Source organism: Hyphomonas sp. FCG-A18, from assembly GCF_045287255.1.
GTDB lineage: Bacteria > Pseudomonadota > Alphaproteobacteria > Caulobacterales > Hyphomonadaceae > Henriciella.
In genome coordinates, this window is sequence record NZ_CP137142.1 from 338,094 (window position 1) to 352,913 (window position 14,820).

The 14,820-nt window shown below is 52.6% G+C and carries 16 protein-coding genes; 10 read left to right on the forward strand and 6 right to left on the reverse strand.

The annotated features are described in order from the left end of the window. The first annotated feature begins 77 nt into the window (after positions 1–77). Together RYZ27_RS01635 and RYZ27_RS01640 are read left to right on the forward strand one after the other, a co-directional pair. Complete coding sequence (locus RYZ27_RS01635; RefSeq protein ID WP_406680618.1) at positions 78–1,208, forward strand: glycosyltransferase family 4 protein; 1,131 nt, start codon at positions 78–80, stop codon at positions 1,206–1,208. Then, positions 1,201–1,599: a prepilin-type N-terminal cleavage/methylation domain-containing protein gene (locus tag RYZ27_RS01640; protein ID WP_406680619.1), complete on the forward strand. Its 399-nt coding sequence runs from the start codon at positions 1,201–1,203 to the stop codon at positions 1,597–1,599. The genes RYZ27_RS01635 and RYZ27_RS01640 overlap by 8 nt, the downstream gene beginning before the upstream one ends. Positions 1,600–1,619: 20 nt before the next feature. On the opposite strand, the gene RYZ27_RS01645 is transcribed toward RYZ27_RS01640, so the two are convergent. Further along, a complete protein-coding gene (locus RYZ27_RS01645; RefSeq protein ID WP_406680620.1) occupies positions 1,620–3,359 on the reverse strand; it encodes a GspE/PulE family protein in 1,740 nt (579 codons plus the stop codon). Between the two features lie 96 nt (positions 3,360–3,455). Between RYZ27_RS01645 and RYZ27_RS01650 the strand changes: the two genes are divergently transcribed. The 7 genes from RYZ27_RS01650 to RYZ27_RS01680 all read left to right on the forward strand — a co-directional run bounded on the left by RYZ27_RS01650 (position 3,456) and on the right by RYZ27_RS01680 (position 11,435). Further along, positions 3,456–4,652 carry a type II secretion system F family protein gene (locus RYZ27_RS01650; RefSeq protein WP_406680621.1) on the forward strand — a complete coding sequence of 399 codons (1,197 nt, stop codon included), beginning with the start codon at positions 3,456–3,458 and terminating at the stop codon, positions 4,650–4,652. Continuing rightward, positions 4,649–5,182 carry a type II secretion system major pseudopilin GspG gene (gene gspG, locus RYZ27_RS01655; RefSeq protein ID WP_406680622.1) on the forward strand — a complete coding sequence of 178 codons (534 nt, stop codon included), beginning with the start codon at positions 4,649–4,651 and terminating at the stop codon, positions 5,180–5,182. The genes RYZ27_RS01650 and gspG overlap by 4 nt, the downstream gene beginning before the upstream one ends. A gap of 134 nt (positions 5,183–5,316) precedes the next feature. Then, a complete protein-coding gene (locus tag RYZ27_RS01660; protein WP_406680623.1) occupies positions 5,317–7,641 on the forward strand; it encodes a secretin N-terminal domain-containing protein in 2,325 nt (774 codons plus the stop codon). An 11-nt stretch (positions 7,642–7,652) separates the two neighbouring features. Further along, positions 7,653–8,099 carry a prepilin-type N-terminal cleavage/methylation domain-containing protein gene (locus RYZ27_RS01665; protein WP_406680624.1) on the forward strand — a complete coding sequence of 149 codons (447 nt, stop codon included), beginning with the start codon at positions 7,653–7,655 and terminating at the stop codon, positions 8,097–8,099. A gap of 250 nt (positions 8,100–8,349) precedes the next feature. After that, complete coding sequence (locus tag RYZ27_RS01670) at positions 8,350–9,921, forward strand: hypothetical protein (protein WP_406680625.1); 1,572 nt, start codon at positions 8,350–8,352, stop codon at positions 9,919–9,921. A 96-nt stretch (positions 9,922–10,017) separates the two neighbouring features. After that, positions 10,018–10,812 carry a sulfotransferase gene (locus RYZ27_RS01675; RefSeq protein WP_406680626.1) on the forward strand — a complete coding sequence of 265 codons (795 nt, stop codon included), beginning with the start codon at positions 10,018–10,020 and terminating at the stop codon, positions 10,810–10,812. Beyond that, on the forward strand, positions 10,809–11,435 hold the full coding sequence (locus tag RYZ27_RS01680) for a type II secretion system protein J (RefSeq protein WP_406680627.1): 627 nt from the start codon (positions 10,809–10,811) through the stop codon (positions 11,433–11,435). The genes RYZ27_RS01675 and RYZ27_RS01680 overlap by 4 nt, the downstream gene beginning before the upstream one ends. A 27-nt stretch (positions 11,436–11,462) precedes the next feature. Here RYZ27_RS01680 and RYZ27_RS01685 read toward each other — a convergent pair whose 3' ends face one another. Genes RYZ27_RS01685 through RYZ27_RS01700 form a run of 4 tightly spaced genes read right to left on the reverse strand, consistent with a single transcriptional unit; the run spans position 11,463 to position 13,682 of the window. Then, on the reverse strand, positions 11,463–12,317 hold the full coding sequence (locus tag RYZ27_RS01685) for an SDR family oxidoreductase (protein ID WP_406680628.1): 855 nt from the start codon (positions 12,315–12,317) through the stop codon (positions 11,463–11,465). 54 nt (positions 12,318–12,371) lie between these two features. Next, positions 12,372–12,869 (reverse strand): hypothetical protein, encoded by a 498-nt coding sequence (locus RYZ27_RS01690; protein ID WP_406680629.1) that lies wholly within the window; start codon positions 12,867–12,869, stop codon positions 12,372–12,374. Between the two features lie 27 nt (positions 12,870–12,896). Further along, on the reverse strand, positions 12,897–13,415 hold the full coding sequence (locus RYZ27_RS01695) for a DUF4269 domain-containing protein (RefSeq protein WP_406680630.1): 519 nt from the start codon (positions 13,413–13,415) through the stop codon (positions 12,897–12,899). A 6-nt stretch (positions 13,416–13,421) separates the two neighbouring features. Continuing rightward, positions 13,422–13,682, reverse strand: a complete 261-nt coding sequence (locus tag RYZ27_RS01700) for a DUF2312 domain-containing protein (protein WP_406680631.1) — start codon at positions 13,680–13,682, stop codon at positions 13,422–13,424. A 153-nt stretch (positions 13,683–13,835) separates the two neighbouring features. Here RYZ27_RS01700 and msrB point away from each other — a divergent pair, with 153 nt between their 5' ends. After that, positions 13,836–14,363 carry a peptide-methionine (R)-S-oxide reductase MsrB gene (gene msrB, locus RYZ27_RS01705; protein ID WP_406680632.1) on the forward strand — a complete coding sequence of 176 codons (528 nt, stop codon included), beginning with the start codon at positions 13,836–13,838 and terminating at the stop codon, positions 14,361–14,363. A 3-nt stretch (positions 14,364–14,366) separates the two neighbouring features. On the opposite strand, the gene RYZ27_RS01710 is transcribed toward msrB, so the two are convergent. Beyond that, entirely contained in the window at positions 14,367–14,789 is a 423-nt protein-coding gene (locus tag RYZ27_RS01710; protein WP_406680633.1) for a hypothetical protein, read from the reverse strand. Positions 14,790–14,820: the final 31 nt, after the last annotated feature.

The window sequence follows — 14,820 nt, forward strand, 5'->3', positions numbered from 1 at the left end:
GTGGTTGTTTGCACCGATAGTAACTGGTTTCTAAGCGCGGAAAAGCTGGTGCGTTCGTGGATGGAGTTTTTGACGCAATGAATATCAAAACGGTTGTCATCGATGATGGGGATAGACGTATAACCGAAACCGGCTATGGCGCGCTCACCAGAGAGATTATTCTATCCTTGTGGCAATATAGTCCTTTCGACATCTATTTTACGCCACAAGAAACATACGAAACTTACCCCGACGATCTTCGGAATATCGATATTCTAAAAACCATCCCGGAAATGGAGGCAGAAGAAGCGGATCTAGTGTTTCGGGTCGGTGTCCCCGGCTCACCCTTTAAGTACACAAAGCCATGTTTATTCTATACCCAGAACGCACTTGGAGACATTCCGGAAAAGTGGCGCAGATTCATGCGACGCGCCGGTGGCATTATCGTACCGGGGGAGTTCGACAAGGTCGTATTTGATCGCTATTTTCCGCTTGTCTACACATGTCCTCAAGGCGTCGATATTGATGCTTTTAAGCCGAAGAATGAGTGGCGATCTGAGGGCTCAGAGGATTTCAGTTTTCTTTTCGTTGGATCATACTCATATCGAAAAGGCGCCGACTTATTGCCGAAAGTCTTCAAGCGAGCCTTTTCCGATGGCGCACCTGTTCATCTTCACCTGCAATGCTTCTCTGGTCTAGAGAAGACGCGAATAACGGATTTTTTCAATTCGTTTCGGTACTTGCCAAATAACATTGGAGTATCTGGGTTTTCTGGGCATAGATCCATTCAGTGGATGAATCGCATTTACAACCAACATGACGCAATACTGACTTTTTCCAGAGGCGAGGGGTGGTGTATGCCCCTGCATGAGGCGCTTTTGTGTGAAAAGCCGGTTATTGCGCCGAACTCAACAGCGATGGGGGAGTACTTACCAAACAGCGGTGTTGAGAAGATTGCCGTACATGAAAAACGGATCGAAGATATTACTGGCGAGTTCGCATCTTCAGTTACCAACACATACAGCACACCAGATAATATCCTTTGGGAAATCGATATCGATGATGCGGTGCGAAAGGTCCGCCGGGTTTATGACCATCAAGAAGAATATAAATCGGCGGCCAAGAAGGGTGCCAAATTCATTCGTGAGACGTATAATCGCAAGAATATGGCAAAGCGCCTAACTGAGATCATCCATGATTTTGAGAAACGCCAGCTCTCCAATGCCTAACGCGCCACAGACAGGTAGAAGCGCGGGTTTCTCATTACTGGAGGTAACAGTTGCGCTTTTCCTGCTTGGTTTGATGCTGACCCTTGTTGCTCAATCAGGTGTTCGCATGGTTGAGCGCTGGCAGATGAGTTCAACAGAACGCGATATCCGAAACCAGATTAACAGCCTGCCCTTGCAAGCCTATGCATCACGACAGAACCTGATTATCGGTGCCGATAATCAGGAATTGCTTGATCTCGAAACAGACTGGCAAGTGAGTGTTGGGGAGCCAATCTTATTTAGCCAAACCGGGATGTGCAGTTCTGGAGAATTGGTCATCGGCGCGCCGCGTGGTCGAACATGGACCTACACGATCAGCCCGCCTGATTGCCGATTAGAACCGATTTCCTGAAGTCAGAGAATAGCAAAGAGCTAGTCTGCCATTTCGACTTCTCGATTGCCAACGACACGAATGACTTCATCAAGTGATGTCAGGCCTCGGCGAGCTTTGAGCAGACCATCTTCTTGCAAGGTTAAGAAGCCTTGGCGTCTTGCGGCGGCTGAAATCTCAGACATTTTACCCGATGTTGCAATCACTTGCTGTAAATCAGGATCGATAAGCGCAGCTTCGTAAAGGCCAAGGCGCCCGACATAGCCAAGATGATTACAGTCCTCACAGCCTACAGCTTTTTTCCAGTTTGCAGGCTCTGTGCCTATTGTACCGAGATCAGCGCCATCATTGCGCACCTGTTGCAGCATGCGCTCACCAAGTTCCCCGTCTTCCGGGACAGAACATGATGGGCATAACCGTCTGACCAGACGCTGGGCTGCGAGTGCGCGGACCGAAGATGCAATCAAGAATGGCTCCAGACCGAGGTCGAGCAAACGTTCAATGGCACCAAGTGCAGAATTGGTGTGCAGGGTTGAAAGAACAAGGTGACCGGTCAAGGCGGCTCTTGCCGCAATCGATGCCGTTTCACCATCGCGAATCTCCCCGACCATGACAATGTCCGGGTCATGTCGAAGGATCGCGCGCAACCCGCGAGCAAACGTATAGCCAATATCCGCTCGAATCTGCACTTGCGTGATGGCGGGCATGTCATACTCGACAGGGTCTTCGACTGTGATGATCTTCTTTAGGCCATCATTCAGCTCTTCGAGCGTTCGATAAAGCGTTGTGGATTTACCCGACCCGGTTGGGCCGGTGACCAGAATGACGCCATTCTGGTAATTGCGTGCGGTCTCCATGACACGGGCGGGCTGCCCTTCCAGGCCCAAGCCCACAAGGCTCGGCAAAGTCTTTTCTTTACGCAGCAGTCGCAAGACGAGGCTTTCGCCCCATGTGCCCGGCAAGGATGAAACCCGCAGGTCCAGCATTTCACCACCAAGGCGAACCGACTGGCGACCATCTTGAGGTAGACGTTGTTCAGCAATGTCCATACCCGATAAGAGTTTGATCCGGCTGGAAATAGCATTGAACTTTGCTCGCGGATGGGTGGATTGGGTTTGCAAAATACCATCAACGCGCAGTCTGACCTCAAAGGCATGCTCATAGGGCTCAATGTGAATATCAGAGGCATTACGCTTCAGGGAAGCCTCAAATAGTCGGTTAACAAAGTCGATGACAGGCGCTTCCTGAGCCATTTCCTTGAGGCGCTGCATGCTGACATCATCAGTGCCGTCATCCAGGCTAAGCTCATTGCCGATCAAGGCATGAAGCTGTTCCAACTGGACGCGCGTGCAGATGCGAAAATCAAGTTTGCATGGTTGGTCTAGCTGTAGCAGCGCGGCTTCAACCCCTTCACGCAATTCAAGACTTAAAGGGTGCAGGCTAGCGACACTAACCCGAAGCTGTGCATGCTCATGCTTGTTATCCGCAAACCAGATAGCGGCATCCACGGCTTTGAGCCAACGGGATGACAGCCGCAATTGATCAAGAGCTGTCAGAACATCGTCTGTATCTTCTGGTAGATCTGAAGCTGTTAGCTTTTCAACCTGCATCTGCTCGGCAAGCACATCAACAAGATCATCTTCAGAAATCGCTCCGATCTTGATAAGCGTTTCGCCAATATAGCCACCGATTTCAGCCTGAGCTGAGACAGCCTGAGCAATATCTTTCGCTTCGACGAGGCCGCGGCTGACCAGCAGATCCCCAATACGCTGTTTTATCATTTCGATGGCGGTGTTTCTTATTGTTGTTTCGCTTGTTGTGGGTTGAGTATGTGCCTAAACTTGGTTGGTAACAATGCCAAAAGGATGTTCAGGCTCATGCCACAATTCTCATATACTGCCATTGATGCTGACGGGGAAGATGTACAAGGGCAATTAGAGGCCAGAGATTCGGCCACAGCATTCAGCACACTACAGTCGCGCGGCTTGCATCCGTTGACCGTTCAAAAGAAGCGTGAAGGTGGCCGCGTTGCGCGTTTCAGACCGGTCCGACGAAAAGACGAAGCGATTATGATCCGTCAGTTGGCTGTTCTGGTTTCGGCGGGTGTGAAGCTGGGCGATGCGATGAATAGCCTGGCCAAAAGTGCGGCCCATCCTGAACTTGCTGAACGCGCCTCACGCGTGCGGGCAAGGTTGCGGTCGGGTGAGCGCTTTTCTGAGTCATTGCAGGAAGAGTTTCCACAATTGCCAGCCTATGTGCCCCAGATGGCAGAGCTCGGCGAGACAACGGGGCAGCTTGGACCAGCTCTAATCGAGGCGGCTGACCAGTTTGATTACGAGCAGAAAATTGCCAGTGATGTCCGCTCTGCGCTCGCCTATCCATCCTTTCTGGTTTTTTCTGGAACGGCGATTGTTTCGCTCATGTTTTTATTCGTAGTTCCGAGGTTCGCTGAATTGCTATCGCAGTCTGAGGCGTCAATTCCACCTCTGTCGCGTGCGATTATCGGATTTTCGCTTTGGTTCTCGGAAAACTGGCTGCTTGCGATTGGGATTGTTATTGCCGTGATTGTCTTGTCGGTTCTGGCCGTGCGTCAAATGCAGGGTGGCATGGCCGCGATTGGTGAGCGGTTATGGATGATTAAAAAATATCAATCTGTTTCGATTCTGGCCCGCTGGTGCCGCACCTTGGGTGGGGCCCTAACGCATGGCGCTAACATTCTGCCGGCCATGGAATTAGCCGAGAAAGGTGTGAGTGCCCCACGGTTAAAGGCGGGCTTATCGAAGGCGCGACAGTCGGTTCGCGCCGGTGACAGTCTGGACCAGGCAATCGTTCGAAATGTTCAGGATTTTGATGCTGTTGCTCTTGATATGATCCGGACTGGGCGTGCTTCCGGCAAGCTTCCTGAAATGTTGCTATTTGCGGCTAGTATATATAGTAGAGAGACAGAAGAACGAACCAAGAAGCTTATGGCTCTCGTTGAGCCTCTGGCTATTGTAACAATATCGTTGATTGTCGGAACGATCGTGATCAGTATCGTTCTTGCTATGACGAGCCTTTATGAGATTTCGCCATGACCGTTGAGCATCGCCAAATTAGACAAGCAGCTGAAACAGAGGCAAGTGTCAGCTTGGAAAAGCGCATCATTGAAGAGTCCAAGCGGCGTAGTGCAGAGCACGGTTTCTCTCTTTTGGAGATATTGGTTGTGCTGGCCATTATGGGGCTGATTGCAGCATTCGTAGGGCCGCGATTGTTCAATCAGATTGATAAATCAAAACAGACTGTCGCTGAGACACAGGCGCGTGCTCTTACCACGGCTTTAGAGACCATGCGTCTCGATATTGGTCGCTATCCAACCTTGGATGAGGGGCTTGCTTTACTGGTTGAGCGCCCAGCTGATCCTCAAACGGCTAATCAGTGGTATGGTCCATATATGGATGATGGCGTACCGGAAGACCCATGGGGCAATGCCTATAGCTATCGCCCCCCTTTGCGTGATGCGTCCGGATTTGAACAAAAGCCTTTTGTTTATACGCTCGGCGCTGACCAACAGCCGGGGGGAGCAGGACTCGACCGTGATCTCGGACGCTTACCAGACAATTTGTAGGCGCATGTGCAGTGTTAACATAAACGTCCTTGCAATTACCCGAGTGGTGACAGAAGGTCAGATCAATCAGTTTAGTAAAGATTTCTAAGATGCGTTTATCTGCCTGCCTTCGTCGACAGCGTCTTTGGTTGTGTTTGGCTGCTGTAACTATTGTTACAAGCTGCGGTTCTACGGATTTGCGCCATTCCAATCCGCTGGGAAATGACAATGGTGTGGTTGAACTGGAAAGAAGTAAGGATAACGCTCAAGCTGGGCCGATTAGTCTTGGCGAAGGTGGCGCTGTCGCATCAAATCCGGACTCACCCGAAGAGACTTTCGATGTTCCTACTCTGGCGCAGATTCCTGACCTTGAGGGTGGGTTTGATCCACAAGCCGCGCCGAAATCACCTGTAAGCATAATTGATGCTTCCGTGCGTGAGCTGCCTTTGCCCGATTTTATCGATTCAGTTTTCGGGAACATGCTGCAGGTGCCTTATTTTACCGGACCTGGTGTCGCTCAACGCGCAGATGTTATCGTAAAGCTCCGAACATCTGGAGATCTTGCTGCAGATGATTTCCTGGAACTCGTCACAGATGCCTTGAAAGAGTATGGTGTCGCAGTCGTTCCTGAAGATGGCGTCTATAAGTTGGTTGAGGATGAGACACTACGGTCTCGCATGCCGCGCTTTATTCGCTCCCGAGCGGTTTCCGACACCCCGAGTGAGCTGCGCCCTCTGGTTATGTTCATTGAACTGGATGCCATGTCGGCAGCCGATATGGCCAGTATTCTGCGGCAGGCTTTCCCGGACGCGAAACGATTGAAGATTGAGCCTAATCAGCGGATCAATGTTCTCGTCCTGACAGGGTTGCCTCAGGATGTTGAGGCTGCCATCAGTATTATCGAGCAGATGGATGAGCTTGCCTATGCTGGGACAGACCTTGTTCGCTATTCACCTAAATACGTTATTGCGGGCGATTTGGCCTCGCAACTATCTTCCATGTTGGCGGTTGAAGGCTGGCAGGCTTCATCAAACCCGAGTGTTCAGCGAACAGTTGTGGCGATCCCTGTCGAGTTCACCAATGATCTGTTTGTTTTTTCCAAAAGCCCTGCTGCCCTTGCGCGTACACGGTTCTGGCTGAACCAGCTTGATCGCCCGGCTAAAACCGGTGATGTGCCGCAGCTTTTTGTCTATGCGGTTCAGAATGTTGATGCCACTCTGCTATCAGAAACAGTCAATCGTGTTCTATCTGGTGGCGGGGGGGATCCTTACGGCACCCCTGCTGGAGCAACACAGGCAGGTTTATCTGGTTCTGCTGGTATTCCTCCTCAGTCAGGTGGTTTCGGCAACTCGGCTGGCGGTGTTGTCGTTGATCCGATCTCTAATCGTCTGATTTTTTCTGGTACCGCGGCTGACTATGAGCGGCTTCTTCCGCTTTTACAGCAGCTTGACCGCCCGCCTGGCGAGGTTTTGATTTCTGTGATGATTGCAGAGGTCAGCCTGACAGATGAGACGCGCTATGGATTTGAGTTCTTTATTGATTCCATCGGTAATGATGATGTGACCATTTCTGGTGGCACCTCCAATCTGGCGGGTTCCGATGGCTTGGCTATTGGTATCCTATCCGGCAATGTCGAAATCGCGTTGAACGCCTTTGCGCGAAATAATCAGGTTAATGTCCTGTCGCGGCCAAAGCTTGTTGCGCGTTCGGGAAGCGCAGCTCAATTGCAGGTTGGTACAGATGTGCCGGTCATTACATCGCAGCGTGCGGCGGGTGCCCAAGATGGCGATGGTGTCACGGATGTCCTGCAGTCAGTTGAGTACCGTAAAACAGGTGTTCTGCTTTCAATTGAGCCCATCGTATTCAGCGATAACCGTGTGGACCTGACGATTTCGCAGGAAGTCTCAACGGTTATTCCTGATGCTGGCTCACAGATTGCCAGTCCGACGATTTCAAATCGTAACCTACAGACCCAGCTCTCTATTCAGGATGGGGAGACGGTCGTTCTTGGTGGTTTGATGCAAACCACGTCTACAGATGCAGAGCGCGGCGTGCCGCTTCTGAAGGATATCCCGATTGCGGGCAATCTCTTCCGGAATAATTCTATTTCTCAAGAGAAGACCGAGTTATTAGTTCTGATTACGGCCTATATTCTCAATGACGGAGAAGATAAGGCGATGCTCGTCAATCAACTGATGGAGGAGTTGCAGAACTCAACGCTTTCGTCGGAGAATATGCAGACCCTGTTGCGCCCTCGGCGTGACCAGGACCCGGCTGAATTGCCTGGCTATGGTCTGAACTATGACAATCTTGACTTTAGCGAGATTGATAGCTTGCTCGAACAGCCGCTCGCTTTGGCAGAGCCGACACCACCTGTTGAGGAAGATGTGGTCGAGAGTACAGAAGATGCGCAGGGTGGTATGCCAACAGATACGCCTGAAACCACCGAACTGGCTGAACTCGTTGATTCGGGCGAGTAAGCGGGCTGGTCATGTCGTTTGCAGGTGCAGCTGACGTCCATAGAACATCATCTCAATCTGGCTTCTCTGTATTGGAAGTCATCGCTGCAATGGCCGTTTTGTCCATGGCGCTTATCCCTCTGCTCAGTTTTCAGTCCCAGCTTGGCGCTGGAGCTGCGCGGTTGGAGCACCAGTCACAGGTCACCATTGCTCGCACAGTTGCGCAGGATTATGCCAGCCTTATTAATCCGGCCATTATTCCACAGGGGCGCCTGACCATTGGTGCGGGCTGGACTCTTGCGTGGGATTCGGTTCCTGCTGGCCCAGTACAGCGCGCCCGATGGGGGCTTGGCGTGTCTTCGCGACATACAAGTCAGCTGTTCACTTTGACGCTCAGACTGCAGAACTCGACTGGGCGACAGCACATAATTACACAGACAGTTCTGGGGGTCAGCGAGCTGTTTCCAGCTGATGGCTGAGCGAAGGACTCGGCTGTTCGTATTACACATGTCAACGGTCAAACCGCGGCGAAAATGTAACACTTTTTGCTCTCTTATGTGAATTTCTCATCCAGACCCCGAACTTTTCTGCGTGGCGCTTGACAGGGTGAAAAAAGGAAACTTTAAGTACGCTTGCTATGGAGATGATATCTCTAATGCACTTACTCGTAGGTCGATATCGTCTCTGCGAACCATAGTTAAACAGTAGAACCTCTGAAGGGGATTTTTCATGCTTAAGAAATTTATGGCAGCAGCTTCAGTCGCTGCCCTCGTGGCGGGAGCAGCAAGCGCGCAGCTGGCGCTTGAGCTTAGCCCATCCACACCAGCCGGTGCAGCTAACTCAACTGTCAACGGCCCATCCACCTACGAGCTGGCTGACGAGGTTGACTTTACAGCCCTTAACGCTGGTGCTGGTGGCGCAGGCGTTGTTGGTCTGGAAGTTCTGACAGAAGGCGTTATCCCTCCTGGTCAAAACATCTTCCTGTCAATTTCACTTACAGGTGCTACTATCGACGGGAACCTTGATGGTTCTGAATTTGACGCTGGTGTAACTGGTGCTGTTGTTAACGCTGGCGGTACAGATGGCGCGACTTCAGTGCGTTACCTGATCACAACTGACACAGCTGACTCTTCTACTGTTACAGGCAAAGATGCTGTTAAACTCGCTCTGCCGATCACAATGACTGGCTGTGGCAACGTGAACTTCAACGTCACTGAGTTTCAGACAGAAACTGCTTCTACACCAATCGAAGGTGGTACAGCGTCTCTTTCTGAGGTCGTAACTGGTCCTCCAATGGCTCGCGTTAACATCCCTGCGATTCAGTGTGCCGATGCGTTTGCCGCAAGCGTTGTTGACGACTCCGTCACAACAACGACACCAGCATTCGCTGGTACAACATCTCTGTTGAGCCTGGCATCTAACTTCAGCAACTTTGTTGCTGCCGGGCCTGACACTGCACCACGTGCACGTCTAGGTCAGTTCCGTCTGGCTGTTGATACAGGCGTAAACGTTGACCTTATCGGTACACCAGCTGCGCCGACTATGGTCACTGGATATGATGCAACGATCAACTTCGAAGATGACGCTAACTTTGATGGTGGCGGTGAAGGTGGTGAGATTGCAAACATTGCGGGTACTCTCTTCCCGAGTGTTGCAGCAACAGCGCCAACTGCAAACTCTCTAGTCCTGTCAGGTACAGCGGCAGCATCAGCCGCTGCTGAATCTGCAGACTTCTTCCTGAATGTAACGGCTGCGGGTCCAACAGTTCCTGCAATTCCGCCTCAAGTTGTTTCTGTAACAGGTGCAACCATTGATCTGACAGCTGCAACTCTGCAGGATACAGATGCGTTTGTGACTGCAGACGTGGAAGACCTGAAGCTTGAAGGTCAGGTCTTTGGTTCGTTCGACTGGGTCTCTGACTCAACCAAGGCTGTGAATACAATCTTCCGGGTCACAGGTCTGAGCGCTACTGAAGATGTGCCTGTTCAGATCATCGTTGAGAACTCTCGTAACGGAGCTGCATTCAACGGTACTTACCAGACAACCATCCTTGGTTCATCTGTTCAGGGTAGTGAAATTCGCTGGAACAGCGCAGCTCTCGAAGCTGTAGCTGGACAGTTCGGTACTGCTGACATCACTTTTGTCTTTGCAACAACAACAGACATTGATGTTGACAGACTGCTTGCTGGTCCATCTTCAGCAACTGTTGTACCGTTTGGTGACGGTGCTAACCTGGACGGTTCTGGTGCGCTTAACTCAACAACACGCACACCAAACAATGACGACCAAGGTCACTTCTAAACCTAAGTCAGTTATACTTTACGGAAGGGCGGCCTTTGGGCCGCCCTTTCTTTTTGGGGCCGGGCTTCTATACCGGATTGTGAACCGGAGGCATGCATGCTGGAGCGCCCAGAGACCCAATTAGATTTCGCGATTATTGGTGTGCAGAAAGCGGGGACCACCGCGCTTGGCCTTTACCTGACGCAGAACCCGTCTGTCTTCCTGCCGGATGGTAAGGAAACTCATTTCTTCCGTCGTCCCATAGCTCCAGACGGGCCAAAGCCACGTGATCCGTCTCATCTCGATCGACATTTTACCGATTGCCAGCCGGGACAACTCAAAGGTGATGCAACGCCTGTCTATCTCTACTGGCCTTTTGCTCTGGACCTACTCAAACAGCACAATCCTGACCTCAAGCTGATTATCAGTCTGCGCCACCCTGTCTTGCGGGCTTACTCTGCCTGGTCGATGGAATACCGCCGCAAGCGTGAAACCCTTCCTTTTGCCGAAGCGATTCGGGATGGACGCACTCGCGTTACACAGGCGCCATATGGCGTACACCCGATCTATTCCTATGTGGAGCGCGGTTTCTATGCCGATCAGCTGGAACGCCTGCTCGCTCAGTTTAGTAGGGATCAGGTCTTCATCATGCGGAATGATCAGATTTCAGCGAGCCATCCGCGTTTGCAAGAGCTTCAGATGTGGCTTGGGTGTAATCCTGTAAAGCTCACACCTGTCTCTGAAAATGTTCAACCCGGAACATTGAGCCCAATCGCCTCGCTGCAAGAAGATTTCGACTATTTGCAAACTTTGTATACCGAAGACATGCAAAGAACCGCAGAGCTGACTGGTCTGGATTTGCAGGACTGGCTAGATAAAACGCCAACAGTTTCGAGGTTTACAACAGCGTGACGCACCGCCCCTCAGCCGGTTTCAGCATCCTGGAAATGCTGGTTGCCCTTGCGATCCTATCGCTAACGTCACTGATTTTGTTTCAGACTGTGTTATCGCAGGCGGCTCTCACGTCGCGTATTGAGAATGCTTCTTTGCGCTCTGGCCAAGAGCTGATTCGCCGATCCAGTTTCAAGACTGTCGTTTCTGGCCTGGTGCCAACATGGCCTGAAGAGGAAGCAGATATTGAGTTCGCAGCGAGTCCTGAACTCTTGCGCGGTATGTCCACGAGCAATCTCACAGGCGGCGTGAGCGGCCTGCATCGCGTGACCTTCAGATTGGAGGGTAATCCATCCCGTCTGATCTATTCTGGTCCAGAAGGGGAGATTGAGTTACAGACCTTTTCCGAACTGGCCACCTTCTCATATCTTGGCCTGGATAATAATTGGTACGGGACATGGCCGCCTGACACAGCGCCTGATTTTGGTCCGTTTGATGATAGTGGCCATCCTCAATATGAGATTCCGCCTTTACCGGTGGCTGTCCGCATCCGCACGGTTACTGGGCAGGATATTGATTGGCTCGCACGTCTGGACTGGCAAGCCCCACGGCTTGCGCGTAGTCAGGAATTGAACGACTTTTAGGCGGGTATGCAGGCTGCTTAAGCGAGGTTAGAGGTTTCGCTTCATCCCGAATTTCTTCCAGAAGAAGCCATCAATCACCCGTTTAGGGAGCAGCATGGGCAGGGTGAAATTGGTGAGCTTGTCTGGGACGGGGGAATAGCGGGCTTTGGGTTTTCTGGCGGTCAGGGCCGTCTCGATGACCTTAGAAATAGCTTCCGGGTCCAGTCCATCGCGGCCACCGGCCAGCATGGTCTCGCTGAATTTTGCAATCGGTGCCGCCCAGGCCGTATTGGCGTAAGGCGTGTCGGCATTCTTATCCTCGGCCTTGTCCCAGATTGGGGTTTTGACCGAACCCGGGCCAATTGCGATGGCGTCAATACCGTAAATGACCAGCTCCCGACGCAAGCTGTCTGTCATGCTCTCGACCGCATGTTTGGTCGCGGTATAGGCGCCAAGGAAAGGCGAGGCGAGCCGACCACCGACGCTGGTAATATTGATGATACGTCCGGACGGACCGCTGCGGCTTTCATCCATGCCGAGCAGGGGGGCGAAAGCCTGCGTCGCGCGCAGGAGGCCAAACGTGTTGACCTGAAAGTGGGCTTCAAACTCATCCAGCGGTTGCAGCGCCAAAGGCCCCATCAGGGCGATGCCGGCATTGTTCACGAGGCCATCGAGCTTGCGACCGTCCAGAGCCGCTGAGACGGTTTCAACGGCGGCGTCCACCTGATCCTGCTTCGTGACATCAAGCAGGAGCGGAATGATGTTCGCGTGCGCGGCTTTAAGGGGGACGCCATCAGCTTCCTTGCGGACCCCGGCAAAAACGCACCAACCTTTTGCGGCGAGATATTCGGCAGCGGATCGGCCAATCCCGGTGGAGGCGCCTGTGATGACAACGGTTTTCATGAAAGTCCTGACTGAATGATTTTGTTTTATATACGTACAGGAATACGAAACGGTTTAATCTTCATCTGCACCACCCTTGATGACATGGAAGACGGGCCGTTCACGGGGCTTCGCAGGCGCACGTGGCGGCGTATCAGGTTTAGGGAGAAGCTCTGAGGCTTTGACCAGTTTGGGCTTGTCCGGCTTGCGGGGCGGTGGAGCAGGTGGCTCAATATCCTCATCAATTTGGCGGACATTGGGTTTGAAAGCCGGTTTCTTTTTCTGCCCTAGTGTCTTGCGGGTTTTGAAGCCGGATTTGCCTTTGCCGCGGGCTTTCTTGTCAATCTCGCGCAGTTTCAGGTTTTGCAGGGCTGAAAGCGGTTCGTCCGCGCCGCCTTTTTCAAGATCATGAAAAGCCGAGCCATATTTCTCAACGCGCGCTTCAACCTCTTCGAGGAATTCGCGTTCCCAATCGGAGAGCGGTGGCCCAAGGCCTTGTTCGGCAAGCGCCGCAGCCTTGCGAAGTTTGCGCAAGGCTTTGCGTTTTTTGCGCTCGTCAACTTCCCGGCCCATAGCGCTATATTAAGGCTGCGCCGGGCTTTAAAGCAACTGCAGGAGCGTCATCGCGTCTACGTCATAGAGCGCGAGCAGGGCAGCTTCCGGATCACCATCAAGCTCCAGCGCCTCTGCAAAGGCTTCTTCGGTGGAGAGGCCATCTTCCTTCAGCTCCCGAACCGCAGTGCGTAAATCATCGCCGCCAAAGCGCAGCAGGCGCTCCTCCACGATAAAGAAGCGATAGAATTCATGCTCTTCAATCGGATGATCCCGGCCCCAGACCTCAACGCTTTGTCCTGATAGATCAAAGCTTGCAAAGCAAGAGGGCTGGCCGCGATAGGGTTTGCGCTCCAGCTTGAAGTTTGGCTGTTTCCCGAACGCGTCTTTCAGCGCGGCGGCGAAGCCATCAAGATCGCCCTTGGCCGAGCAACAAATATCAATGTCGGAGTCTGGCAAATGCACATCGAGCGCGGCTGAACCAACCCATTTGCCATCAAACGGGGCAAGGCGCTCGAGCACCTGATGCGCGCTCAGGATGGTGTAAAGGGCGGCCTGAGAGGTCATCGCGCCCTAGATTTCGCCGAGCGCCATCAGGTAGACGTCGAGAATGGCTTCCTGCTCTTCGCGCTCCTGACGGTCCTGCTTGCGCAGGCGGACGCAGGTGCGCAGCGCCTTGGTGTCATAACCCATGGCTTTCGCTTCGGCATAGACATCCTTGATCTGGTCGGCGACTTCCTTTTTTTCCGCTTCCAGCCGCTCTATCCGCGCAATGGTCTGGCGCAGTTTCTCGCGTGCGGTTTCAGTCAGGTGAGTTGTGGAAGCGTCATCCATAGCGGCCTCGTCATGTCTTAAGGGATTTAAAGTTAACCGCCTTCCTTTAGGCGGGAATCGGGTGCGATGCGAGACCTGAACTGACGCGGATGTGATTGTTATGGCCGTGCCCGTGATTGGACCTGCTAAGGCCTTCGTTCTATTTGATTGGACATGACTGATACAAAACGCTTTTCCATGTCTCGCCGCGGCCTGCTCCTGGCTGCGCCAGCGGCCTTTCTTGCCGCTTGTACCCGTAATGGAGCATCCGGGCAGATTATCAGCGACACGGCCTCGGCGGCTTTCGCAGATAGCGAATGGCGAGATCTGACTGAGGCGCAGTGGAAAGAGCGTTTGTCACCGCTCGCCTACCGCGTGCTGCGCGAGGAGGCGACAGAGCGGGCTTTCACCTCACCGCTGAACGATGAAAAGCGCGAAGGCGTTTTCCATTGTGCGGGCTGTGATCTCGCCATTTTTGATAGCAATACGAAGTATGACAGCGGCACCGGTTGGCCGAGCTTCTGGGACTATCGCCCCGGCACGCTGGGCTTTAAGGAAGACAATAAGCTGTGGATGACCCGCACAGAATATCACTGCGCGCGCTGTGGTGGCCATCATGGTCATGTGTTTGAAGATGGGCCACGGCCAACAGGTCTTCGTTATTGCAATAATGGTGTCGCCCTGACCTTTAAGCCTGCTTAGCGCTTAGCTCTCTTTTTCTCCGAACATATCGAGCTGGTTCGGGTCAACATATTTGCGTTTCTTGGGCTTCTTGTTGCGGCCAGAGCGGAAATAGAGATCATCTGTGTGATCACTGTCCGGGTCTGGTTTTGGCGGCGGCTTGGGTTTTGCCTTCTTTGCCTTGGTGACCTTCCAATAGGTGATCGCCAGAACCGTATTGCCCTGCGCATCCTCATAATTTTGAACAAAGCCATGGGCCGGGCTGGCGGTGACTTGTTCGAGGATTTCAGAAAGATCATCTGTCGCCGGGGTGAGCCATTCGGTTTCCAGCGCTGCGATTGCCTGTCCCTCGGCCAGCGCTTCGGCCTCATAACGCGTGCGCGCAATCTTTGCCGTTTCGGACAAAGCGGCTTTCGCAGAGGTGGCAATAGGATAGATGTGGCTCATACTATGCCATGTAGGCGGTCAGGGGAGGTGC